This window comes from bacterium (genome assembly GCA_030685015.1).
GTDB lineage: Bacteria > CAIWAD01 > CAIWAD01 > CAIWAD01 > CAIWAD01 > CAIWAD01.
The window spans coordinates 1-22,549 of sequence record JAUXWS010000067.1; the positions used below are offsets into that span (position 1 = coordinate 1).

A 22,549-nucleotide genomic window follows, 5' to 3' on the forward strand; every position below is an offset into this window, starting at 1 on the left:
TGCCGGCGGGCACGCATCACCTGCCCTTCCAGGCCGGACGCCTGGCCAGCGGCCTCTATCTGGTCACGCTGGAGGCGGCGGGGCGGGCGCAGACGAGGACGGTGACGCTGCTGAGGTAGGGCAGTGGGCGGTGGGCAGTGGTTAGTGGTCAGATGATGGGTCAGACCTCAAAGCTGCTACACCAAACTCAGGTCAGACGGTGGCGCGGATCCCATCAGTGGCCCACCTCCGACAAGGCGCCAGGTCCTTCTTTGGCGGCATCCACCCGGCGGAGAGTGAGCAGTGTGATCTCCGCCGGCGCGCTGAAGCGCATGGGCGGCCCCCAGAAACCGGTCCCCTGGCTGACGTAGACCTGCAGCCGCCCGTCGTGCCGGTTGAGGCCCTTGAGGTAGGGGTTGGCCTTGCCCGCCAGCCAGGTCCAGGGATGGAACTGTCCGCCGTGGGTATGGCCGCTCAGCATGAGGTCGAAGCCGGCTCTGGCCGCGCCGAAGACGCTGGCCGGCTGGTGGGCCAGGAGCAGGCGGAAGTCCGCCTCCGGCGCTCCGGCCACGGCGAGGTCGGGATGATGCTCATGGGAGCGCAGGAAACGCCCGCCGCTGATGTCGGGCACGCCGGCGAGCAGCAGGCGGCCGGCGCCGCGCCCGAGCAGGACATGTTGGTTGACCAGGGTGCCGAAGCCCAGTTCGCGGGCCGCGCGCAGCCAGCCCTCGGGGTCGCTGTAGTACTCGTGGTTGCCGGTGACGAACCACTTGCCCAGCGGCGCCGACAGGGTGGCGAGGGGCGCGGCGTGGGGCGCCAGGTCGGCGGGCCTGCCGTCGGCCAGGTCGCCGGTGAGGACGATCAGATCCGCGCCCAGCTCCTGCGTCACCCTTGCCACGGCCTCGATGTGGCGCCGGCGAATGGAGGGCCCGATGTGGAGGTCGCTCAGCTGGGCGATGCTGAGGCCGTCCAGGTCCGGATGCAGTCCGGCGACGGGGACCTCCACCCGCTGCACGCGGGTCATGCGATAGGCAGCCGACACGCTCCATGCCGTGTAGAGGGTGGCCGCCCCCGCCAGGAGCAGGGCCGCCGTCCGCCCGTCCAGCAGTTGGCGTCCCGCCGCCGCCCACTGCGCGGGGCTGCCCGCCGCCCAGGCCTGCACGCCGCCCGTCAAGCGCACGGCCAGCAGGATGAGGTCGCGGGCCACCACCAGCACGAAGACCACCGACAGCCAGCCGATCACCACCCAGCCGGCCGCCGCCATCAGTTCCAAGGGGCGCGCCGGGTGCCAGGCGCGACGCAGGGCGAGCACGAGCATGGGCAGGAGGCTGAGCAGTTGGAGGGCGCCCCAGAGCAGGGCCGTGGGCCAGGGCCCCAGGCGCAGGGGAAGCAGGAGGCGAAATCCGGCCAGCAGGCCCAGGCCTGTCAGCACCAAACCAGCGAAGGTGAAGAAGCTCCACATGGAGGCGCCCGCTCCCGATCTTCACGAGGTGATTGCCTTGCACCGCGCCCGTCGTCGTACCTTGCCGGCGGACAACAGCCGCGGGAGTCCCATGATGCCGATCCGCACCCTCTGCCTTGTCATGCTCATGTCCGGCCTGCTGGGGGCCGAGGACGAGGTGCCCGGCCTGCCACACCTGCGGGGCTGGCTGACCGGCTCTTTCAGCAGCGCGCGGCAGGCCGCCGCCGACTCCGACTACTACGACATCCGCCTGCGCATGGTCCCCATCTGGAAGGAGCGGGAGGACGGCCCCTGGCTTTACGTGGAGCAGGCCATGGCCCAGGCCCAGGATCAGCCCTATCGGCAGCGCGTCTACCGCCTGCGCCAGGAATCGCCCACCACCTTCGTCAGCGAGGTCTGGCAGCTGCCCGCCCCTGAACGGCGCTTCGCCGGCGCCTGGCGGAACGACTCCCTCCTGGCTGGACTGGACCCCTCGGCGCTGGAGGAGCGCGCCGGCTGCGCCGTCCATCTCACCTGGCATCCCGGCCAGGGCGTCTATGCCGGCGGCACGCAAGGCGAGGGCTGCGCCAGCACCCTGCGGGGGGCGGCCTACGCCACCAGCGAGGTGTCCATCACGGGCGAAGGGCTCGGCACCTGGGACCGCGGCTACGACGAGGAGGGCCGGCAGGCCTGGGGCGCCCACAAGGGCGGCTATGACTTTCGACGCCTGGTCCCCGTGATCCAGGAGCCAGCCGCTCCCGTGTCCGTCCACCCTTAATGGTGCGATGCTTCCATCCCTGACGATGTGGGGGAAGCCCAATCATCCACGGAGGGTGTGCCCGTCCTCCCACCTTCCGCGGGATCCTGGCCGATGGGAGGAGCGGCTATTGCAAGGAGACGGTCACGGGGAAGACCTCGTCGCCGATCCGGACACGGATGCGATGTCGGATCCTCGTGACATCCAGGTCTGGATCAGCCAAGCGGGGTTCGTTGTCCACCAGCCAGGTGATGACCCGGCACAGCAACTCGCCTCGGCGCAGGTCGTCCACGCTTAGCGGCAGGCAAACCATGTGGCTGCCTAAGTGGACCAGTTCCGGAAAGGCGTTCGGGCCGGCCAATGGGTGGCCGACTGTCTTGAGTTGCTTGCGGACCGGCGCTGGAAGCTCCTTCACACGGATGTAGTTCAAGGCGAGATGCTCTGGCAGGGTGGCCAACGAAGGGGGCCCGTTTCGATCCAGACAGTCGGCCGCTTCCAAGTACTGGTCAAAATCCCTTCTTGAGTTGAAGACCACAAAGCCCAGGCTTTCACCCAGTTCGCCGATCAGGCAAACCATGGCCCCTCGGAGTCCAAAGGGGGTGGCCGTGACACGCAGCAGGGCCCGATCCTCAGGCAGGATCATCCAGGGAGCCCGAGCGTACATCTCGGCGGCAGCTTGGTACCAGGGCGACTTGTGGTGTTCTTGCACATCGGGCAGGAATGCGCCCCCTGGTTGCAAGTCCTCTTCCCCTTGATCTATCTGCTGGAAGAGTTCCTCAATGATCGCGTCCAACTCCGGGGTTGCGCGAACCCGCACCTCGGAGTTTGGCAAGGCCTTGCGGATCTGGCGCGCCAGCTCCTCATCCTCCACGAACACCAAGGTTGGATGACCCGGTGCCCCGGCCAAGGGGGCTGTCTCTGCCGCCGACAGGACCTCCCGCAGAAGCGCCTTGCCATGGTCGGCACGGCCAAGGGTGAAGGCCCGGATCTGTCCGTCCAGGTCCACCACAAAGAGCATGACAGGCTGGTAGGGTTTGCCATCGTCCAGGACCAGGACCGGGGAGACCTTTTTGCCAACCATCCACGTTGAGAAGGGTACCACCTGCTTTGTGCCGTTCGTTGCCATGTCATCTCCCATCATTGGATCACCTGCCCTCGCAACGCGTGCTTCAGATGCGCACGTCATCGCGTGTGGCCGACCGGTTTATCCTCAGGCGCCCTGGCGCCTGATCCTGGCCCCCAGCGCGCCCAGCCGTTCCTCGATGCGTTCGTAGCCCCGGTCCACCTGCTGGATGTTCTGCATCCGCGTCAGGCCCTCGGCCCGCAGCGCGGCGATGATGAGGGCCATGCCGGCGCGGATGTCCGGCGAATGCAGCTGCGCGGCGCTGAGGGGCTGCCCGCCGCTGACGAGAACGCGGTGCGGGTCGCACTGGGTGATGCGCGCCCCCATGCTGATGAGCGAGTCCACCCAGTAGAGGCGGCTCTCGAACATCCACTCGTGGATGAGCACCTGGCCGCGGCTGCAACAGGCCAGCACGACGGCGATGGAGGAGAGGTCCGCCGGGAAGCCCGGCCAGGGCGCGTCGTGGATGCGCGGGATGCTGCCGAACTGGTCGTAGTCGATCTCCAGCGCCTGCTCCCGCGGCACGTGGATGACCTCGCCCTCGATGCGGAACTCCACCCCCAACTTGTGATAGACGCGCTGGATCATGCGATAGGTCTCGGGCGTGACGCCGGCGATGCGCAGCTCCGACTCCGTCGCCGCCGCCAGCGCGATGAGGCTGCCCACCTCGATGTGATCTTCTGCCACGCGGTGCCGGCAGCCGGCCAGCGGCGCGCCGCCGCTGCCCTGGACGAGCAGGCGGTTGGTGCCGATCCCCTCCACCTGGGCGCCCATCGCCTGCAGCATGCGGGCCAGCTGCTGGACGTGCGGTTCGCAGGCGGCGTTCTCGATCACCGTCTCGCCGCGGGCGAGGGCGGCCGCCATGAGGGCGTTCTCGGTGGCCATAACGCTCGCCTCGTCGAGGAAGAGGCGCGCGCCCTGGAGGCCCCGGGGGGCGGTCAGCACCACCTCCTCGCCCGCCAGGCCGATCTCGGCCCCCAGCCACTGGAAGACGGCCAGGTGCGTGTCGATGCGCCGCCGGCCGATGCGATCCCCGCCCGGCCGGCGCAGCACGGCGCGGCCGACCCGGGCCAGCAGCGGCGCCGCCAGCAGGAGGCTGCCGCGGATGCGTCCGGCCAGCTCCCCGTCGGGCTGGTCCTGGAGCTGCGCGGCGACGATCTCGGCGCGGTGGGCGGCCGCATCCCAGGCCACCTCCGCCCCCACCGAGGCCGCCAGCTGCAGCATGGCCTCGATGTCGAGGATGGCGGGCAGGTTGTCGAGGATGACGCGATCGGAGCTGAGCAGGGCGGCGGCCAGCACGGGCAGCGCCTCGTTCTTGTTTCCCTGGGGGATGAAGGTGCCGCCCAGGTGGCGACTGCCTTCGATCTCGAAGTACATGGGCCTCCTTCGTAAGTTGGGACCGTCGGCGCCGCCTAGCAGCCTGTCGGGCTTGGGCCTTGGATGGGATTCGCGTCCTAATCGAGGCCGGGTTTTCGGAATTTTCGCAGGGCATACTGGTGGTCTGTTCAAGAAAATTGCGGAAAATCCGGACCGATTGGAGCGATGAAGACCGCCAAGTGGCCAAGTCCGACAGACTGCTAGTCTGCCGCCAAGATATCACTGGGAGTCCGTCGGACGGGGCCGCCCCGGAGGATGATGATGACGCCACCCGCCCACCGCGCCGACCTGGCCCGGCACTTCGATGACCTGGCCCCGGCCTGGAACGACTGCCCCTTCCTGGACCAGCCCGGGGAAGGTGAGCACGTCCTGCGCCTGCTCCGTCCGGAGCCAGGCGACACCGGCCTCGACCTCGCCTGCGGAACCGGCCAGTTGACGGCCCGCCTTTCGCCGGCGGGTGGCCGCATCATGGCGGCGGACCTCAGTGACCGCATGCTCAAGCTGGCGGCCTGCCGCTTCGTGGAGCAGCGCCTCAACAACATTGTGATCACGGTCCAGGACGCCCATCGCCTGGAGTTCGCCGACGGGCTGTTCGACTGGGTGGCCTGCCGCTGGGCCTTCCGCACCTTCGAGGATCCGGCCGTCGTCCTGCGCGAGCTGGCCCGTGTCACCCGGCCGGGATCCCGCCTCTATCTCAGCGACTGGGCCGAGCCGGCTGCCCTGCTCGACGCCTGCCTCAACCGACTGGATCCCTTCCACCAGCATGTGACGGGGGAGGCCTGGTGGGACACGGCGTTGGCCGGCCTGCCCTTTGCCGTGGAAAGCCGGCGTCGGCGGGCGGAACGCCTGGATCCCGTGGTCTGGGGCGCCCTGGCCGGCCTGTCCGGGGAAGAGGCCCTGGCCCGTTTCGACGGGTTCCGGGCGGCGGAAGGCCGCGCGGCCCGCTATCTGGACCTGGACGGCCGGCCCGTTCTCATTGCCGAACGGCTGGAACTGCTGATGACCAGAATCCCGGCGAAGCCCCGCGGCGGCGCGGCCCGCAGCGGGGCGACCCGCCCATGAGCGGCCCGCCCGCCACCCTGGATTACCGTTCCTATCGCCGCCTGCTGGCCCGGGCCGGACCGCCCTGGATGGGCTGGTTCGAGCTGGGTTCGCGCCATGAGGCGGAATTGGGTTTTGCCGTCCATGCCGCCTTTGTGGAGGGGCGTCTGGTCATGGTGCGCAACCGTCGGCGCCTTTGCTGGGAACTACCGGGCGGGCGGCGGGAGGCGGGCGAGAGCATTCTCGAGACGGCCCGGCGCGAACTCCACGAGGAGTGCGGCGCCCATCCCCGCTCTCTCCTGCCCTGGTGCGGCTACAGTGTGCGGCTGGGGGAGCGGCTCACCCACGGCCTTTTCTGCCTGACCCTGCTGGACGACCTGCCCGGTCCGCCGGCGGGGAGCGAGATCGCCGAGGCGCGCTCCGTCGCCGACCTGCCCGGCCCCCTCTGCTATCCGCAGATCCAGGGCCGTCTCCTGGCGGAACTGGGCCGGACTGTCAGCCGCCTGCCCTGGTTTTGCCAGCCGCCCCCGCTGGATGAGGCGCTCCTGTCCATCCTGGCCGACAGTCCGCCGCCGCGAGGCGCAATCCCGCCTCCGCCCCAGAACCCCACCCCCTGAGCGGAGGTTTGGGCCCTTCCGGCACCGGGCCGGGAGGGCGCCGAGGGAGGGCCAGCCCTCCCTGTGCTACCTTGGCCTGCCGGAAGGAGGGCTGTGTGGAGCATTCTTCCGGGCCGCGGGAGCGGCTCCGGCTGGCCGGCCCGCGGGGGCTGGAGCTGGCCGACCTGCTGGCTCTGGTCCTGGTCAGCGGATCTCGCCGGGAATCGGTCTTCGACCTGAGCCGGCGCCTGCTCGAGGAGGGCGGTCCGCGGGCCCTGGGCTCCTGCCGCGGCGTCGAGGAGGCGATGCGCGTCTACGGCCTGGGGCAGGCCAAGGCCGCCCAGTTGGTGGCGGCCCTGGAAATCGGCCGCCGCCTGCACGATCCAGGGGCGCGGGAGTTTCCCGTCCTTCACCAGCCGGCCGCGGTGGGGCGCTATCTGGCGCCCATGGGTCGCCTGGTGCGGGAGCAGTTCCGCTGTCTCTACCTGGACACGGCCAACCGGCTGGTGCGCGACGAGGTGATCTCCATCGGCGGCCTCAACGCCAGCCTGGTCCACCCGCGCGAGGTCTTCCTCTTCGCCGTGCAGTACAGCGCCGCCACGGTCGTGCTGGCGCACAACCACCCCTCCGGCAGCCTGGAGCCCAGCCCGGAGGATCTGGCCCTCACCCGCCAGCTGGTCCAGGCGGGGGAGATCATGGGCATCCGCGTCCTGGACCATCTCATCATCACCGCCGCCGGCTGGTTCAGCTTCCACGAGCATGGCCTGCTCGCGCCGCCGGCCCGGCCGGCGGGAGGATCCTGAGCGCGGGGGCCGACAGAACAAGTGACTGGAAAGGGTGCCGTGTTCATCGATTCCCATGCCCACCTCGACGGACCCGAGTACGACGCCGATCGCACGGCGGTGCTTGAGCGGGCGCGGGCGGCCGGGCTGGAGGCGGTCGTCCAGATCGGCTACAATCGCCTGACCATCGAGCGCGGTCTCGCCCTGTTCCGCGGCGAGGCGCTCGTCCACTTCACCGTGGGCCTCCATCCCCACGACGCCGCCGACTGGAGCCAGGATCTGGAGGACTGGATCGAGGCGCGATCGGCCGATGAGCGGGTGGTGGCGATCGGGGAGGTGGGGCTCGACTGGTTCCGCGACTACGCGCCGCGCGAGGCGCAGTTGCACGTTTTCCGCCAGATGATCCGCCTGGCCCGGCGGCGCGGCCTGCCCCTCGTCGTGCATTCCCGGGCCGCCGAGGAGGACACGCTCCGCCTCCTGGAGGAGGAGCGGGCCGCCGACGTGGGCGGCGTCATGCACTGCTATGCCTACGGCGCGGAGGCCGCCGCGCGGCTGAAAACGATGGGCTTCCTGGTCGGTTTCCCCTGCTCCGTCACCTATCCCAAGCGCAACCAGCGCGAGGTGATCGCCGCCCTGCAGGTGGAGCAAATACTGCTCGAGACGGATTCGCCCTTTCTGCCCCCGCAGAGCCGGCGCGGCCGGCGCAACGAGCCCGCCTGCCTGGTCGAGGCGGCGGAGGTGATCGCCGGGGTGAAGGGCCTCACCGTGGCCGACGTGGCGCGCATCACCACGCGCAACGCCCGCCGCCTCTTCGGCCTTGACCTGGTGGACGAGCGCGTGCTGGCCTACCCCATCCGGCGCAGCCTCTACCTCAACCTGACCAACCGCTGCACGGCGGACTGCACCTTCTGCACGCGCCTCAGCCACCCGGTCGTCAAGGGGCACAACCTGGCCCTGCGGCGGGAACAGGAGGCCACGACGGCGGAGATGATCGCCGCCATCGAGGCGCAGGGCGGCGCCGCCGCCTGGGAGGAGTTCGTTTTCTGCGGCTACGGCGAACCCATGATGCGCCTGGATGTGCTGAAGGAGACGGCGGCCTGGCTGAAGGCCCGCGGGGCGCGCGTGCGCGTCAACACCAACGGGCACTCCGACCTGTGGCACAAGCGGCCCACCGGCCATGAGCTGGCGGGCCTGGTGGATGTGGCCAGCATCTCCCTCAACGCCGACAACGCCGTCCAGTACAACGAGCTGGTGCGGCCGGCCTGGGGCGAGCGCGCCTTCCCGGCCCTGCTCGATTTCGCCCGCGACACCGCGGCGGCGGGGGTGGAGGTGGTCTTCACGGTGGTGGACGACGGCACGATCAGGATCGAGGCCTGTCGACGCCTGGCGGAGGAGTACGGCGCCACGCTCCGGGTCCGTGTCCTGGACGAGACCGGCTGAGCGGGCGTGATCCCGGAAAGGTCTGTAGTCGATATCGATATCGAGAGCTAGACCGATGGCGATGTGATGGAACCAGGGGACGGGCAGGGAGGCGGGCTGTGACGAAATCCTATCACTCCCTCGACCCCAAGAAGTCCCTGGGCCAGAACTTCCTGGTGGATCCCTGGTGGATCGAGCGCATCGCCGGGGCGTTGGAGATCGATGGCGGGGACTGCGTGCTGGAGATCGGACCGGGCAAGGGGGCCCTCACCCGCGCCCTGCTGCCCCGCACAAGGGAACTGGTGGCGGTGGAGATCGATGGCCGCATGGTCGAGCACCTGCGCCAGGAGCTGGGTGCGGCGCCCAATCTGCGCATCGTGCAGTCCGACTTCCTGCGCTTCAACCTGCGCGAGGAGCTGGGCGGCCGCGCCCTGCGCATCGTGGGCAACCTTCCCTACCACGTCACCAGCGCCATCCTCATGCGCGTGCTGGACGAGATCCGCCGCGGCCACGAGGAGGCGGAGGCGCCCCGCATCACCGATTTCAGCATCATGATCCAGAAGGAAGTGGCCCAACGCATCCTGGCCGGGCCGGGCAGCCGTGTCTATGGCATCCTCTCCGTCTTCACCGCCCTCTACTGCACGGGGAAGATCCTGCTCGAGGTGCCGCCCGTCGCCTTCTTCCCCCGACCCAAGATCACCAGCGCCGTCATCCGCCTGCGTCCGCTGCCGCGGCCGGCCGTTGCCGTGGCGGACGGGACCCTGTTCCGCCGCGTGGTGCGCGCCGCCTTCAACCAGCGGCGCAAGATGCTGCGCCGCTCCCTGGCGGGAGTGCCCGGACTGCCGGATCCCGCCGGTCTGAGCGGCCAGGACGAACTGCTCACCCGACGTCCCGAGAGTCTTACCGTGGCCGAGTTCGCCGACCTGGCCGCCCGCCTGGGCGCCCTGGCGGACCAGGGCGAAAGGACAGGCGCGTGAACAAGGCCAAGTCCAGCCTGCGGCGCATCCTGGCCGATCTGGGCGATCTGCACGAGTACTTCCGCGACGCCCATCCGGCCGACATCGCCGCGTTGATGTCCCGCGTGGACGAGGACGCCGCCCTTGCCCTCTTCCTCAGCGCGGACGCCGACCAGCAGGCGGAGATCCTGCCCGAGCTGGGCGAGTCCCTGCGCGACCACATCCTGGAGGAGATGACCCGCGAGGACTTGGTTCCCGTCCTCAATGAGATGGAGTCCGACGACGCCGCCGACCTGGTCCAGGAGCTGCAGGAGCTGGACGAGCAGCGCGCCGAGGACGTGCTGGCCGGCCTCGACCACGACCTGCGGGCCGATCTGGTCCAGTTGCTGGGCCACGGGGACGACACCGCCGGCGGCGTCATGGCCCGGGAGTTCGTCTCCGCCCTTGCGGAGACGACGGTGGACCAGGCGATCGGCCTGGTGCGCCGCCTGGCCGAGGACCGCGAGGTGGAGGACATCTACGTGGTCTTCGTGGTGGACGGGGAGGGCCGCCTGCTGGGTCAGGTCAGCCTGCAGCGGTTGCTGCTGGCCCGCCGCGGCCAGAGGATGGGCGAGATCATGGACCGCGAGGTGATCTCGGCCCGGGCGGACGCCGACCAGGAGGAGGTGGCGGCGCTGGCCCGCAAGTACGACCTCGCCTCCGTTCCCATCGTCGACAGCGAAGGCCGCCTGCTGGGCCGCGTGACCATGGACGACGTCTATGACATCGCCCACGAGGAGGCGGGGGAGGACATCGCGCGATTGGCCGGAACGGTGGAGGACGTGCTGGAGCGCTCCTCCCTGGTCGTCATCCGCCAACGCACCCCCTGGCTGCTGGTCGGGCTGGCGGGCGGACTGGTCAACGCCCTCGTCATGAGCCGCTTCGAGGCCGACCTGCGCGCCTTGCTCTCGGCCAGCTTCTTCGTGCCGGTCGTCATGGGCATGGGCGGCAACGTGGCCAACCAATCGGCCACCATCGTCGTGCGCGGCCTGGCCACGGGCGAGCTGGAGGTGAAGGACCTGCTGCCCCGCCTCTGGAAGGAATCCAAGGTGGGCTTCGCCCTGGGCCTGGCCTGCAGCCTGGTGATGCTGACCGTGGTCTGGCTGTGGCTGGGCAGCCCCGCCACGGCGGGCGTGATCGCCCTGGCCATGGCCTGCGTCATCATGCAGGCCACGGTGGTGGGCGCCTTCGTGCCTCTGCTGCTGAAATGGGCGGGGATCGACCCGGCGCTGGCCAGCGGACCATTCCTTTCGACCAGCAACGACATCCTCGGCCTCTCCGTCTACCTGCTGCTGATCAGCGCCATGCTGACCTGAGCAAGATGAACCGGCGCGTCCAGGCCCTGGTCCTCCGACGGATCCCCTATGGCGACACCAGCCTCGTCCTGCATGTGTACAGCCGCGAGGAGGGCCGGCTGGGCCTGATGGGCAAGGGCGTGCGGCGGCCCAGGCAAGGCCTGGACGCCGTGCTGCAGACCGGCCATCTGGTCGAGCTGCAGCTGCTCGTGCGTGAGGGACGCGACCTGCAGCTGCTCAAGGAGGCCGATCTGGTGGACGACTTCCGCGGCCTGCGCACCGACTACGCCCGCCTCATGAGCGGCTTGGCGGTGGTGGAGGCGCTGGAGCACACCCAATTGCCGGAGCACGCCGATCCGGTCCTCTTCGACACGGCGGCGGCCACTCTGCGTCTGGCGGCGGGCGACTGCCCGCGGCCGCAGAATCTCATCTATTGGTTCCTCCTCTTCCTCTTGACACATTCGGGCTACGGTCTGGACCTCGCCGCCTGCGCGGTCTGTGGGCGGCCCTGGGAGGACTTCCGCCGCCTGGCGGGCGGGGGCCTCGACGCCCGGGAGGGCCGCGCCCGTTGCCCGGACTGCCGGTCGGGCCGGGAGGAGGCGGCCCTGACCCCCGCCCTGTGGCGCGTGCTGCACTTCCTGCTGCACCGCCCCCCGGACGAAGTGGCTGGACGGGAGATCACGGCGGAGACGCGGCGCCAGCTGGGTGAGCTGCTGGCCCTGCTGCTGCGCGCGCATCTGGCCCCGGGACTGGATGTGCGAAGCCTGGCCCAGGCCTGGGAACTTGAGACGACAACCACCAACACACGGGAGCGGAATGGACGAGAAGACGCCTGACATCATGGACAAGCTGGTGAGCCTGTGCAAGCGGCGCGGCTTCATCTTCCCGTCCAGCGAGATCTACGGGGGCCTGGCCTCCTGCTGGGATTACGGTCCCCTGGGCGTGGAGCTGAAGAACAACCTGCAGCGCGCCTGGTGGACGGAGATGACCCGCCGCCATGACAACATCGTGGGGCTGGACGCCAGCATCCTCATGAGGCCCGAAGTGTGGCAGGCCTCGGGCCACGTGGACGGCTTCGTGGATCCGCTGGTGGACTGCAAGGAGTGCCGCGCCCGTTTCCGGGCCGACCAGATCGATCCCGCCGCGCCCTGTCCCAACTGCGGCGGCGCGCTGACGGAGCCCCGCCAGTTCAACCTGATGTTCCGCACCCATCTGGGTCCCCTGGAGGACACGGCCAGCCAGATCTACATCCGGCCCGAGACGGCCCAGGGCATCTATGTGGATTACCTGCTGGTGCAGAACGCCGCGCGCCTGCAGGTGCCCTTCGGCATCGCCCAGGTGGGCAAGGCCTTCCGCAACGAGATCAAGCCAGGCAACTTCATCTTCCGCACCTGCGAGTTCGAGCAGATGGAGATGCAGTTCTTCGTCAAGCCGGGCAGCGACGACGAATGGATGGCCCACTGGAAGGAGAAACGCATGGATTACTACCGGCGGATGGGCATCCGCCCGGAGAATCTGCGCTTCCACCAGCACGGTCCGGGGGAGCTGGCCCATTACGCGCGGGAAGCCTGGGACGTGGAGTACCTCTTCCCCTTCGGCTGGCAGGAGGTGGAAGGCATCCACAACCGGACCGATTTCGACCTGAAGGCCCACCAGGCCCTTTCCGGCAAGAAGATGGACTACATCGACAGCGGGAAGGGCGAGCGCTACATGCCCTACATCATAGAGACCTCGTCCGGGCTCAACCGCACGCTCCTCATGTTCCTGTGCGATGCCTACCGCGAGGATGTGGTGGACGACGAGCCGCGCGTCCTGCTTGCCCTGCCGCCGCGGCTGGCCCCCATCACCTTCGCCGTGCTGCCGCTCGTCAAGAAGGACGGCATCGGGGAGATGGCCCGCGCCCTGTTCGAAGACCTGTGCGGGCGCTGGAACGGCTTCTACGACCATGCCGGCGCCATCGGCCGGCGCTACCGGCGCATGGACGAGGTGGGCACACCTTTCTGCTTCACCGTGGACTATGATTCCAAGACGGACGGCTGCGTCACGGTGCGCCATCGTGACAGCTGCCAGCAGGAACGAGTCAAGATGGACCAGCTCAAGAACTGGCTCTTCGACCAAATAGAAGGCTGAGCCGACCCACGGCTTGCCAGCTCGCGGAATCCGCCCAGGAATCCGCGGGCTTTTTGATCAGGCAGGGACCCAGTTCAGAATCTTGACCGTTTTGTGTTGTAGGGATATCAACAGGGGATTGTTAATCTTTTTCCGCCCCGGAACGAATGAATTGAATCGATACTTGGCGATCCGGTATCTTCCGGAGCAAGCGGGCGGCCATGGCCGCCTGCAGGTGTGAAAATTTTGCTTATGTTTGACGTGGAGCCGTTTGTGGATCAATAGGATGCCGAACGCCTTTTTCGTCTTGGAAATGACCTATCAATTTCCTAACAAGTTGTGAGGCGAGCACAGGCGTCCTTGCTACAGCGACGGGTCCGCGAGCTGAACGAGAACCGGAGCGCCGGCCGACCGGCACAAACACACCGCGGGGAGATCCCCATGTCCGATGACGCGATCTTCAAGAACATCCCCCAGTTCACGGTGCTGCGCTTTGCGCGCTATCTGAACTTCCTGGTCACCTTGCCCGACGTGGTGGAGGAGATCTCCTCCAGCGAGATGGCCGGCATCATCGGCATCAAGCCCACCCAGCTGCGGCAGGATTTCTTCACCCTGGGCGGCTTCGGACGCCAGGGCAAGAAGTACAACGTGCGCTTCCTCATCCAGCGCTTGAGCGAGGTGCTGGCCCTCCAACAGCCACAGGACATGGTGCTGGCGGGGGCCGGCCACCTGGGACAGGCCATCGCCAACTACCAAGGATTTGAGCGCTTCAACCTGGTTCTCAAGGGGATCTTTGACGTCAACCCCAAGCTGATCGGCCTCAAGATGCGAGACATCATTGTCCGCGACCTGGACGAACTGACCCCCTTCATCCAGCAGCACAAAATCCAGATCGGCATCATCTGCACACCCCACCAGGCGGCCCAGACCGTCTGCGACATGATGGTGGAGGCCGACGTCAAGGCCATCTGGAACTTCAGCCCGGAGAACGTGACCGTGCCCGACGGCATCGTCGTGCAGAACGAGAACCTCTCGGTGGGCATCATGAACCTCAGTTACCGGCTCAACCGCGAAATGGCCTGAGCGCCCCCCCGCCTTACTCCGGATTCAGCCGATTCCTGCCCGAAGCCACGCCCGGCCCGCGCCCGGCTCCTCCCTTGCCGGACCCGCCCCGGTCCGCTGCTATATTGGCCGCGCCGGCCCGGCAGGATCCGGTCGGCGCAACCATCAGCTGGAGGCTGCATGAAGCTCATCCCCAATAGCCTGGGCCGCCTCGTGCCCACGGAAGTCAACGGCCGATCCGTCAAGCCCTTTGCCGGCTGCGGCCGCACCCCGCCCACGGGCCGCAAGGCCGGGCCGCCCGTGCGCAACGGCTGCGGCTATAGCAACAAGCTGCTCCCCAGCCTGGAGGCGGCGGTGGACGAGGCCGGATTGCGCAATGGAAGCGTCGTCTCCTTCCACCATCACCTGCGCAACGGTGACTTCATCCTCAACCAGGTGATGGAGATCATCGCCCGCCGGGGGCTGCGCGACATCGTGGTGGCGCCCAGCGCGCTCTTCCCCTGCCACGAGCCGCTCTGTGACCACATCCGCAGCGGCGTGGTGAGCCATGTCGAGGGGTCGATGAACGGCCCCGTGGGCAAGCTCTGCACGGTGGGCGGCTTCGCGCGGACGGCCATCCTGCGCAGCCACGGCGGCCGGTTCCGGGCCATCCAGGACGGGGACCTGCACATCGACGCCGCCTTCATCACGGCGCCCACGGCGGATCCCCACGGCAACGCCACGGGGGACCGCGGCCGCAGCGCCTGCGGGCCGCTCGGCTTCGCCCTGGCGGACAGCCTCTATGCCGATTGGGTCACGGTCATCACGGACAATCTGGAGCCCTTCCCGGTCTTTCCCTGGATGATCGAGGGCGGCAACGTGGACCGAGTGGTGGCGGTGGAGGCCATCGGCGATCCGGCCCAGATCGTCAGCGGCACGACGCGCGTGGCCGAGGAGCCCGACCGCGTCAAGATCGCCGAACTGGCCGCCCGCGTGGTGTGGGAATCCGGCCTGATGGAGGAACCGGACTTCAGCTTCCAGGCCGGGGCCGGCGGCATGAGTCTGAAGTTCGTCGAGTTCATGGGTCGCTATCTGCGGGAGAAGGGCGCCCGGGCCACCTTCGCCCGTGGCGGCAGCACCCAGCTTCTGGTGGATCTGTTGAAAGAAGGCCTGGTCGGTTGCATCCTGGACGGGCAGAGCTTCGACCTGGCCGGCGTGCGCAGCCTGCGCGAGAATGAGCGCCACGTGGCGACCAACCCCTTCGTCTCCTACAACTACCACAGCAAGGGCTGCTTCGCCCCCCGCGTCAAGGCCAGCGTGCTGGGCGCCACCGAGATTGACCTCGACTTCAACGTCAACGTCAACACCCACAGCGATGGCTGGCTGCTGCATGGCATCGGCGGCTTCACCGACGCCGCCGACGCCGCCCTCACCATCATCACGGCGCCGCTCACGCGCAAGATCCACTCCATCGTCGTGCCCCGCGTCCATACGGTGACGGCCCCGGGCGAGACCATCGACGTGCTGGTGACCGACCACGGCATCGCCGTCAACCCGCGGCGCCGCGACCTGCTGGAGCGCCTGCGCGGCAAGGACCTGCCCCTCGTCGCCATCGAGGACCTGCACCGCAAGGCCCTGGAGCTGACGGGCGGCCACCAGACCAAGGCCGAGACGGAGGAGGAGGTGGTGGCCGTCATCGAGTATCGGGATGGCACCCTCATCGACACGGTGCGCCGCATCAGAGTTTGAGCGACTGTGCATCCGACCCATGAATGAGGGCCCCCGCGGGGGCCCTCTTCAGGGCGATGGATGATGGACTCAGTTGCAGGCCCTCACCCGGAACAGATGCAGGGCGGGCAGCGTGGGGCCGGGCAGGGTCCAGGCATGGGAAGTGCCCAGCACGTCGGCGAAGGGCAGCCACTCGCCTGTGCCGGGGTTGGACTCGATGCGGTAATAGAGCGCGCCGGGGACGGGGTCCCAGGTGAGCAGGAAGGTCCAGCCCATAGGCATGGCTTCCAGCTGGATGGCCAGGTTGCCCGGCGCCGGCAGCGGCTCCGGCTCTCCACCCACGCGGATGGCGCGCCCCTGCCATTGGCCGGTGTTCAGGTCGAAGGGACGGATCCATTCTCCCAGTTCGAGGGGCATGTCCAGGATCACGGGCATCTCCGGCTCCATCATGTGCACCATGCCCAACGGATGCATGGGGTTGCCCAGGGGATCGGTGCGCCAGACCTCCAGATGGTGGTTCCACGAGCCGGAGACGAGCAGCAGGTTGTCGCCCGGCTGGGGATAGGGCTCCTGGATGACCGGGACACGCTGGATGAAGTGATAAGCGGGCACCAGATGGATAAGGTCGATCAGGTGGTCGCCGTCCACGTCCTGCATGAAAGTGAGCGGCTCATGGAGGCGGCGCAGGTGGCTGAAGAGGCGATCCTGCTGCCCGGCGACCAGTCCGGCGCCGAAGAGGGGGTGCTGGGCCTGGTCCAGCCGGCGCCAGCTGCCGGAGGGGGGAAGCAGGATCATCGTGCCGCCGTCGGCGTCGGGGATGCCGTCTCCGTTGCTGTCGAAGAAGCGCCGCACGCGGTTCTGCACCACGTCCAGCACGGCCACGCTGCCCGGCTCAGGCAGCAGCGTCATGCAATGGAAGCTCTCGCCGAAGCGGAGGAGGATCAACTGCTCCATGACCGTGCCTGTGGGCGAGACCTGGAGGGCGACGAGGGCGCCGGCCCCGAACTGGGTTGTTCCACAGGCCAGCAGGGTGGACTGGCTGGGCGTGTCCAGCTTCAGCAGGTCGCTGCCATTGACCGTCCCACCCAACAAAGGTGGCAGCAGGGTCCAGCCCTGGGACCCCGGCGGGCGCGTCTGCAGGCGGCTGACCACACCCTGCCCGGGATCCGCCAGAAGCAATTGCCAATACCGGCCCGCGGCGTCCACCAGGGCGGAGCGCTTGCGCTCGCGGGGACGGGCCGCATCGTCCACGTTTCCCTGGAAGGATGCCAGGTTGTTCCGGCATTCCCGATAGTGGAAGTTGGTGCTGTCCAGACCCAGGCTGTCCTTGTAGCTCAGCTCCAGCGAATAGGCCTCCACCTCGTCGGCCGCCTCGCTGCCGTTGACCTGGACCTTGTGGCGCCACTCGTGGACCAGCACCTCCTGCAGGAAGGTGCTGTCCGCGCCAGACACCACCTCAGGATGGACATCCACTTCGTCGGCGGCATCGCTGGCCCGGCCGTCCGTGGTCGCCACGGCGTAGTCATCGGCGGAGATGGTGCTGTCCACCTTGATGCGGCCGTCGTCCAGCTGCTTCTGCAGGCTTTTCGCGATGGCGGTCGTGCTCAGGGTGTCCACATTGCCCGTTGAGTCACGGAAGGTGATGGTGGCCGGCGGACCGTTCTTGATGGCGTTGATGGCGCGCTGCACACGGTCCTTCTGCGCGGCGGACAAGGGCGCGGCGGCGCGGGACTCACGCAGGGCGCCCACCTGATCCGGCGCCAGCAGGGTGTTGCGGCTGTGTTGTGGGGTGGAGATGGCCAGGGATACGCCTGCCAGCAGCAAGAGCGCACCCACACCAGGGTTGAACTTCAACATGATAGGCCTCGAGCTGTGTGTCTGAACCAGGTTCTTATGGGCAGGCGAGTATGGCAGTTTGCGGACGATTTTTCCAGCGAAAGCTGTGATACTGGAATTGGCCGGGAAGCTGGATGGGCTGGCCGGTCAAAGTCCCATGGGCAAGAAGAAAGGCCCGCGCGGCGGGCCTTTCAGGTGTTCCAGTAGAGGGTTGGGAAGTCGCCTAGCGGCTGTAGAATTCCACCACCAGCTGCTCGTTGAACTCCCCGGGGAAGGGGACTTCGTGCTTCTCGGGGAAGTGCAGCAGCTTGCCTGAGAAGTCGTCCTGGTTCAATTCGACATAGGTCGGGGGCGTCCCCTTGCTGCCCAGGAACTGGTGGAAGATCATGGGGATTTTCCGGCTCTTCTCACGGACGCTGACCACGTCGCCCGGCATGACGCGGGCGCTGGGGATGTTGCAGCGCTTGCCGTTGAGCAGGATGTGCCCGTGCGTGACGATCTGGCGCGCCGCGAAGATGTTGGGCGCGAAGCTCATACGCATCGCCATGACATCCAGGCGGCTTTCCAGCAGGCCGACGAAGACCTCGCCGGTCACGCCGGCGCGCATCCGCCGGGCCCGGTCGAAGGTGCGGCGGAACTGGGCCTCGCTGATCATGCCGTAGTAGGCCCGGAACTTCTGCTTGGCGTCCAGATGGATGCCGTACTCGCTCTTCTTGGCACGGCGGTTGTGGCCGTGCTGTCCGGGGGCGAAACCCCTGCGGTCCATTGGATTGCGTTTGGCGCCGAACAAGTTGCTTTCGAAGCGGCGCGACAAACGGTCCTTCGGTCCACGGTAACGAGACATTGTGCTCCTCCAAGTGAGTTGATCACAGGAGCCCCGGCCTCACGAAGCGCCTGCGGACCTTCCGCCAGGCCACCGGGGAGCTACCTCCGTTGTGAAAAAGAACCCTCAGAATAATGCATGACAAGCAGATAACCAAGGAAACGCCTTCGCCTCAGGCGCCCATCTCCCCGGCTTGATCCACCGGTCCGTGGCCTGGACACTTTCGCCATCCACTTCCAAGCTCACCGCAGCTTTCCAGAAAGACAGGATGCCGGCCCGGCCCTGTAGGCCAATATCTTATTGACAGACAAGTAGTTGTCAACTGGCCCAGCCCTTGCCTGATCCTGCTTCGAGGTTGGAGCTGTTCGGAGGAACGGCCCGGACCGGCGGCCCCTGCGCCGGTCCAATTGCCCGAGGCGGATCCAGATAAAGGGCTGTGCCATGAACGATTCACGAGGCCCTCCGTACCTGCCCTCGTCGAGGTCAGGACAGGGCGGGGGCGGGTGACCGCCCCCTTCGATCATGAAACACGCATGGGAGAAGACATGAAGCACCTTGCATGGTTGCTCGCGGCTGGACTGGTCTGCACAGCCCGGGCTGGAATCCATTTCAACGAGGTCTGCTACGACCCGGAGGGCGTCGACACCGGCCAGGAATGGATTGAATTGATCAACACCGGGACGGAGCCTGTCTCGTTGGATGGCTGGCTGCTGGACTGCAACGGTCCGAACCTGATCCTGCCCGCCGTCCAGTTGGGACCCGGCCAGGTTCTGGTCATCCACAACAATGCGGTGGAGGCCCTGCCCCACACGCAGCAGGAAGTCTGGTTCGCCGGGCCGAGTCTGGGCAACACCCATGGCTTCCTGGGCCTGTGGCGGAGCGATGCGCAGAACCTGGGCAATCTTGTGGACTACCTGCAATACGGGCAGGTGGGACATTCCTGGGAAGGACAGGCCATCGAGGCCGGCCTGTGGCCGGCCGGGGCCTTCCTGCCGGACGTGGAGCAAGGGCACTCCCTCCACTATCGGGGCACGGGTCTGGGACCGGAGGCCTGGTATGATGAGGCGGAACCCGTGCCTGGGCAGACACAGACCACGGTGGGGGCCGTCGATCCCGCGGATCGGCCGGCCCAACTCAACCTGCTGGCCTGGCCCAATCCCTTCAACCCATCGACGCGCGTCTCCTTCGTGCTGCCGGAGACCGGCGATGTGCGGCTCAGCCTGATGGACATGCTGGGACGGGAGGTGCGCCTGCTGGCCGACGGCCGGCTAGGTCCGGGCCTGCACGAGATGGGCCTGGACATGGACGGACAACCTGCCGGACCCTACTTCGTCCACCTGCGGGCGGGCGACCAGAGCGCCGTGAGCAAGATCCTGCTGGTCCGGTAGAAACGGCCCGGGCCGTCCGCCCTGTCGCAGGACAGCCAGGCGGGCGGCCCGGTTGTGCGCATCTGCCGAATTCCATAAGCTGGTCGGGCACGATCACGCACCATGCCACGACCTGCCCTGCCACTTCCCGGCACGGCAGGACTGCTTCTGGCGGTCCTGCTGCTGCTCCTTCCCGCGCCGGCCCCCGGGCAATCGGCGGGCAATCCCTCCGTCCCCCGCATCGGCCTGGTGCTCAGCGGTGGAGGAGGGCGGGGCTTCGCCCACCTTGGGGTGCTGCAGGCGCTGGAAGAGGCGCATGTCCCGCTCTACTGCATCATCGGCACCTCCATGGGAGCGGTCATTGGCGGACTTTACGCCAGTGGATACACGCCCGCCGAGATCGACTCCCTGCTCGGGCGCTACTCGTGGGGCGACCTCTTCGATGACAGGCCCGACCGCCGGCTCATGTACACAGGCCGCAGGGATGTGAGCGACCGCCACTTGGTGGAGATCCGCCTGCAGGGTCTGCGTCCCCGCTGGGCGCGCAATCTGTCCACCGGCCAGCGCGTCAGCCAGGCCTTGACGGAGATGGTCTGGCGGGCGCCGATCCAGGGCTTCGGCGATTTTGACCAACTGCGGGTCCGCTTCCGGGCCGTGGCAACCAACCTCGAGAGCGGGCAGCGCGTGGAGCTGGGCGGTGGTGATCTGGCCGAGGCGATGCGCGCCTCCATGTCGATCCCCATCCTGTTCCAACCGGTCTTGCTGGACGGGCGATTGCTGGTCGACGGCGGGCTGAGCGCCAACATCCCGGTGGAGACGGCCCGCAAGCTGGGGGCCGACCTGGTCATCGCCGTGGACGTGACCAGCCCGCTGCGGGGACCGGAGGATCTGCGCGAGGCCTGGGAGCTGGCGGATCAGGTGGTGGCCATCATGCAGGCGGAAGCCAACCAGCGTTCACGCCAGGAAGCGGACATCCTGGTTCGGCCGGACATGCCGCCCATGGCCATGAACATCGTTGGGCATCGCGCGGAACAGGTGGCCGCCGGTCGGCGCGCCATGCTGGGTGAGCAAGCCCATTTGCGACGCCTGTTGAGCGCCAGGTGTGACTCGTCCTCGGCCATCAATGGGATTGCGGGTCTTCCCTTGAACTTCGAACTGCTTGAAGAGGAGGTCTGGCGGCCCATCGAGGAGCTTCCCGAGGCGAGAACACCCGCCTGTCCCTTGTTGCGCGGCCTACTGGTGGAGCGGCCGGCCAGTGTGGCGGATCCGCAACGCCTGTGGCGGGATCTCCTGGATTGCGGCTGCTTCCTGGATGTCCGCTGCGACACGATCCACCTGGACCAGCCGGGGGAATCATCCCATTCCTTCATTCGGGTACGGCTCCAGGCCCGCGCCGTGGTGGGTGGGGTGCGATTGCATGGCCTGGAGGAGCTGCCGCGGCGCATGTCGTCCACGGCCTGGCGGCACCTGGCCTTGGACAGTCTCTTCGGTGGTTTGGCCGGATCGCCCCTGCGCCGGATCCACCTGGACGAGGCGGCGAACGAGGCGCTCAACCGCCTGCGACGAGCCGGCTACACCCTCAGCCGTCTGGACAGCGCCGCTCTGTGGGGCGACACACTGCATCTGCACGTGGATCCAGGACGCATGGACGACCTGCGGCTGGATGGCCTGCGCCTGCTGAGGCCGGGTATCCTGCGGCGGGAGTTCCGTCCCCGGCCCGGCGAGCTCTTCACCGTCGCCCAGGCGGATCGCAGCATCCGGCGGCTATATGCCACAGGTCTTTTCGATCAGGTCTACCTGCGCCTCGAGCGCGAAGGGAACCGCAATGTGGCGGTCCTCCACGCCTTGGAGAAGGATTTCCCCGCCCTGCGCGGCGGCCTGCGCTATGGCACCGCCCGGGAAGGGGAGGGTTTCGTCCAGGTGCTGTGGGAGAATCTGCTGGGACGCAGCCTGCGGGGAGACCTCTTCTGGCTGTCCGGCGCCCGCCGCGCCGAACAGCGTGTCTCGCTGGAAAGCGACCGCATCTGGCACACCTGGCTGACCACCCGCCTAAGTGCCAGCCGCTCCTTGCGGGATTTCTGGCTGGAGGGCGCCGCCCCCGCCACGACGGGCGTCCGTCATCCGGTGCATCGGGAGAATCGCGGCATCCAGATACGGGTGGGACAGCAGATCCAGCGACTGGGCACGGTTTACGCCAGCGGAGCGTTCGAGTGGGATGAGGAAGATCTGGGTCCGGTCCACCGGCATCGGCAACTGACGCGGCTGGGCCTGCTCAGCGTGGTGGACTCCCGCGACCGGCGCAGCCTGCCACGGCGGGGCGAACACCACCGCGTCTCCTTCGAGCAGTTGCTGCCCCGCGCCGAAAGTGGAGATGCCGCCTTCCGCGCCATGGCGGAAACAGATACCTGGCGAAGCCTGGGCCGCCACACCGGCCAGTTCTCGCTGGTGTTGGGACAGTCGGACAGCCCCCAGCGACGGGACCAGTTCGAGTTCGGGGGTGATGACTGGCTGCGCACCCTGATGCCGCTCCAGGCGGCCGGACGGCAGGCAATGGGCTTCCGCGCCCGATGGCGCGCCCAGCTCATGCCCGGCCCCTGGGGCGACTGGCTGGCCTCCCTGCGCTGGTCGGCCCTGGGCTTGTCCGACGAGCTGGACCACTGGCCCCACCGCCGCGACTTCGTCCAGGAGCTGTCTCTCGCGCTCCATCTGGACAGCTCGGTGGGCGAGTTGGCCGTGGGCCTGGCGCGCCAGACCGAAAGCGGTCCGCTGGGCCAGCCCGGCCTGAGCTTGTGGGCCGACTTGGGCTATTCCTTTTGACCGGCTGCCGGCCGGGTAGCGCC

18 protein-coding genes are annotated in these 22,549 nt (G+C 68.1%); 13 read left to right on the forward strand and 5 right to left on the reverse strand.

What is annotated here, in order from left to right; all coding sequences use genetic code 11:
* Positions 1-214 precede the first annotated feature (214 nt).
* Complete coding sequence (locus tag Q8O14_09425; GenBank protein MDP2360958.1) at positions 215-1,441, reverse strand: metallophosphoesterase; 1,227 nt, start codon at positions 1,439-1,441, stop codon at positions 215-217.
* A 91-nt stretch (positions 1,442-1,532) separates the two neighbouring features.
* On the opposite strand from Q8O14_09425, the gene Q8O14_09430 reads away from it, so the two are divergent.
* Positions 1,533-2,198, forward strand: a complete 666-nt coding sequence (locus Q8O14_09430) for a chromophore lyase CpcT/CpeT (protein MDP2360959.1) — start codon at positions 1,533-1,535, stop codon at positions 2,196-2,198.
* Positions 2,199-2,304: 106 nt separating this feature from the next.
* On the opposite strand, the gene Q8O14_09435 is transcribed toward Q8O14_09430, so the two are convergent.
* Both Q8O14_09435 and murA read right to left on the reverse strand, forming a co-directional pair.
* Positions 2,305-3,318 carry a hypothetical protein gene (locus Q8O14_09435; GenBank protein ID MDP2360960.1) on the reverse strand — a complete coding sequence of 338 codons (1,014 nt, stop codon included), beginning with the start codon at positions 3,316-3,318 and terminating at the stop codon, positions 2,305-2,307.
* A gap of 69 nt (positions 3,319-3,387) precedes the next feature.
* Entirely contained in the window at positions 3,388-4,677 is a 1,290-nt protein-coding gene (gene murA / locus Q8O14_09440) for a UDP-N-acetylglucosamine 1-carboxyvinyltransferase (GenBank protein MDP2360961.1), read from the reverse strand.
* Between the two features lie 258 nt (positions 4,678-4,935).
* Here murA and Q8O14_09445 point away from each other — a divergent pair, with 258 nt between their 5' ends.
* From Q8O14_09445 to citF, 10 genes are all read left to right on the forward strand, one after another.
* On the forward strand, positions 4,936-5,739 hold the full coding sequence (locus tag Q8O14_09445) for a methyltransferase domain-containing protein (GenBank protein ID MDP2360962.1): 804 nt from the start codon (positions 4,936-4,938) through the stop codon (positions 5,737-5,739).
* The gene (locus tag Q8O14_09450) at positions 5,736-6,335 is read left to right on the forward strand and encodes an NUDIX domain-containing protein (GenBank protein MDP2360963.1); all 600 of its coding nucleotides are present in this window, start codon (positions 5,736-5,738) and stop codon (positions 6,333-6,335) included. Before Q8O14_09445 ends, Q8O14_09450 begins: the two co-directional genes overlap by 4 nt.
* A gap of 95 nt (positions 6,336-6,430) precedes the next feature.
* Positions 6,431-7,117 (forward strand): DNA repair protein RadC, encoded by a 687-nt coding sequence (gene radC / locus Q8O14_09455; GenBank protein MDP2360964.1) that lies wholly within the window; start codon positions 6,431-6,433, stop codon positions 7,115-7,117.
* A 39-nt stretch (positions 7,118-7,156) separates the two neighbouring features.
* Positions 7,157-8,536 carry a YchF/TatD family DNA exonuclease gene (locus Q8O14_09460; GenBank protein MDP2360965.1) on the forward strand — a complete coding sequence of 460 codons (1,380 nt, stop codon included), beginning with the start codon at positions 7,157-7,159 and terminating at the stop codon, positions 8,534-8,536.
* 98 nt (positions 8,537-8,634) lie between these two features.
* On the forward strand, positions 8,635-9,492 hold the full coding sequence (gene rsmA / locus Q8O14_09465; protein MDP2360966.1) for a 16S rRNA (adenine(1518)-N(6)/adenine(1519)-N(6))-dimethyltransferase RsmA: 858 nt from the start codon (positions 8,635-8,637) through the stop codon (positions 9,490-9,492).
* The gene (gene mgtE / locus Q8O14_09470) at positions 9,489-10,826 is read left to right on the forward strand and encodes a magnesium transporter (protein ID MDP2360967.1); all 1,338 of its coding nucleotides are present in this window, start codon (positions 9,489-9,491) and stop codon (positions 10,824-10,826) included. The genes rsmA and mgtE overlap by 4 nt, the downstream gene beginning before the upstream one ends.
* Positions 10,827-10,831: 5 nt before the next feature.
* Positions 10,832-11,641, forward strand: coding sequence for a DNA repair protein RecO (gene recO / locus Q8O14_09475; GenBank protein ID MDP2360968.1), 810 nt, complete (start codon positions 10,832-10,834; stop codon positions 11,639-11,641).
* A complete protein-coding gene (locus Q8O14_09480; GenBank protein MDP2360969.1) occupies positions 11,622-12,935 on the forward strand; it encodes a glycine--tRNA ligase in 1,314 nt (437 codons plus the stop codon). Before recO ends, Q8O14_09480 begins: the two co-directional genes overlap by 20 nt.
* A 420-nt stretch (positions 12,936-13,355) precedes the next feature.
* Positions 13,356-13,997 (forward strand): redox-sensing transcriptional repressor Rex, encoded by a 642-nt coding sequence (locus Q8O14_09485; protein ID MDP2360970.1) that lies wholly within the window; start codon positions 13,356-13,358, stop codon positions 13,995-13,997.
* A 159-nt stretch (positions 13,998-14,156) separates the two neighbouring features.
* A complete protein-coding gene (citF, locus tag Q8O14_09490) occupies positions 14,157-15,704 on the forward strand; it encodes a citrate lyase subunit alpha (GenBank protein MDP2360971.1) in 1,548 nt (515 codons plus the stop codon).
* Between the two features lie 69 nt (positions 15,705-15,773).
* Here the strand turns inward: citF and Q8O14_09495 are convergent, their stop codons facing one another.
* Positions 15,774-17,540, reverse strand: coding sequence for a hypothetical protein (locus Q8O14_09495; GenBank protein ID MDP2360972.1), 1,767 nt, complete (start codon positions 17,538-17,540; stop codon positions 15,774-15,776).
* Positions 17,541-17,742: 202 nt separating this feature from the next.
* The gene (rpsD, locus tag Q8O14_09500) at positions 17,743-18,363 is read right to left on the reverse strand and encodes a 30S ribosomal protein S4 (GenBank protein ID MDP2360973.1); all 621 of its coding nucleotides are present in this window, start codon (positions 18,361-18,363) and stop codon (positions 17,743-17,745) included.
* 524 nt (positions 18,364-18,887) lie between these two features.
* Here rpsD and Q8O14_09505 point away from each other — a divergent pair.
* Both Q8O14_09505 and Q8O14_09510 read left to right on the forward strand, forming a co-directional pair.
* The gene (locus Q8O14_09505) at positions 18,888-19,730 is read left to right on the forward strand and encodes a lamin tail domain-containing protein (GenBank protein MDP2360974.1); all 843 of its coding nucleotides are present in this window, start codon (positions 18,888-18,890) and stop codon (positions 19,728-19,730) included.
* 102 nt (positions 19,731-19,832) lie between these two features.
* The gene (locus Q8O14_09510; protein ID MDP2360975.1) at positions 19,833-22,526 is read left to right on the forward strand and encodes a patatin-like phospholipase family protein; all 2,694 of its coding nucleotides are present in this window, start codon (positions 19,833-19,835) and stop codon (positions 22,524-22,526) included.
* The last annotated feature ends 23 nt before the right edge of the window (positions 22,527-22,549 follow it).

Excerpts from the sequence above, each read along its gene's own strand:
- Q8O14_09425 (MDP2360958.1), bottom strand. The coding sequence starts at position 1,441 with ATGTGGAGCTTCTTCACCTTCGCTGGTTTGGTGCTGACAGGCCTGGGC.
- Q8O14_09430 (MDP2360959.1), top strand. The coding sequence starts at position 1,533 with ATGATGCCGATCCGCACCCTCTGCCTTGTCATGCTCATGTCCGGCCTG.
- Q8O14_09435 (MDP2360960.1), bottom strand. The coding sequence starts at position 3,318 with ATGATGGGAGATGACATGGCAACGAACGGCACAAAGCAGGTGGTACCC.
- murA (MDP2360961.1), bottom strand. The coding sequence starts at position 4,677 with ATGTACTTCGAGATCGAAGGCAGTCGCCACCTGGGCGGCACCTTCATC.
- Q8O14_09445 (MDP2360962.1), top strand. The coding sequence starts at position 4,936 with ATGATGACGCCACCCGCCCACCGCGCCGACCTGGCCCGGCACTTCGAT.
- Q8O14_09450 (MDP2360963.1), top strand. The coding sequence starts at position 5,736 with ATGAGCGGCCCGCCCGCCACCCTGGATTACCGTTCCTATCGCCGCCTG.
- recO (MDP2360968.1), top strand. The coding sequence starts at position 10,832 with ATGAACCGGCGCGTCCAGGCCCTGGTCCTCCGACGGATCCCCTATGGC.
- Q8O14_09480 (MDP2360969.1), top strand. The coding sequence starts at position 11,622 with ATGGACGAGAAGACGCCTGACATCATGGACAAGCTGGTGAGCCTGTGC.
- Q8O14_09485 (MDP2360970.1), top strand. The coding sequence starts at position 13,356 with ATGTCCGATGACGCGATCTTCAAGAACATCCCCCAGTTCACGGTGCTG.
- citF (MDP2360971.1), top strand. The coding sequence starts at position 14,157 with ATGAAGCTCATCCCCAATAGCCTGGGCCGCCTCGTGCCCACGGAAGTC.
- Q8O14_09495 (MDP2360972.1), bottom strand. The coding sequence starts at position 17,540 with ATGTTGAAGTTCAACCCTGGTGTGGGTGCGCTCTTGCTGCTGGCAGGC.
- rpsD (MDP2360973.1), bottom strand. The coding sequence starts at position 18,363 with ATGTCTCGTTACCGTGGACCGAAGGACCGTTTGTCGCGCCGCTTCGAA.
- Q8O14_09505 (MDP2360974.1), top strand. The coding sequence starts at position 18,888 with ATGAAGCACCTTGCATGGTTGCTCGCGGCTGGACTGGTCTGCACAGCC.
- Q8O14_09510 (MDP2360975.1), top strand. The coding sequence starts at position 19,833 with ATGCCACGACCTGCCCTGCCACTTCCCGGCACGGCAGGACTGCTTCTG.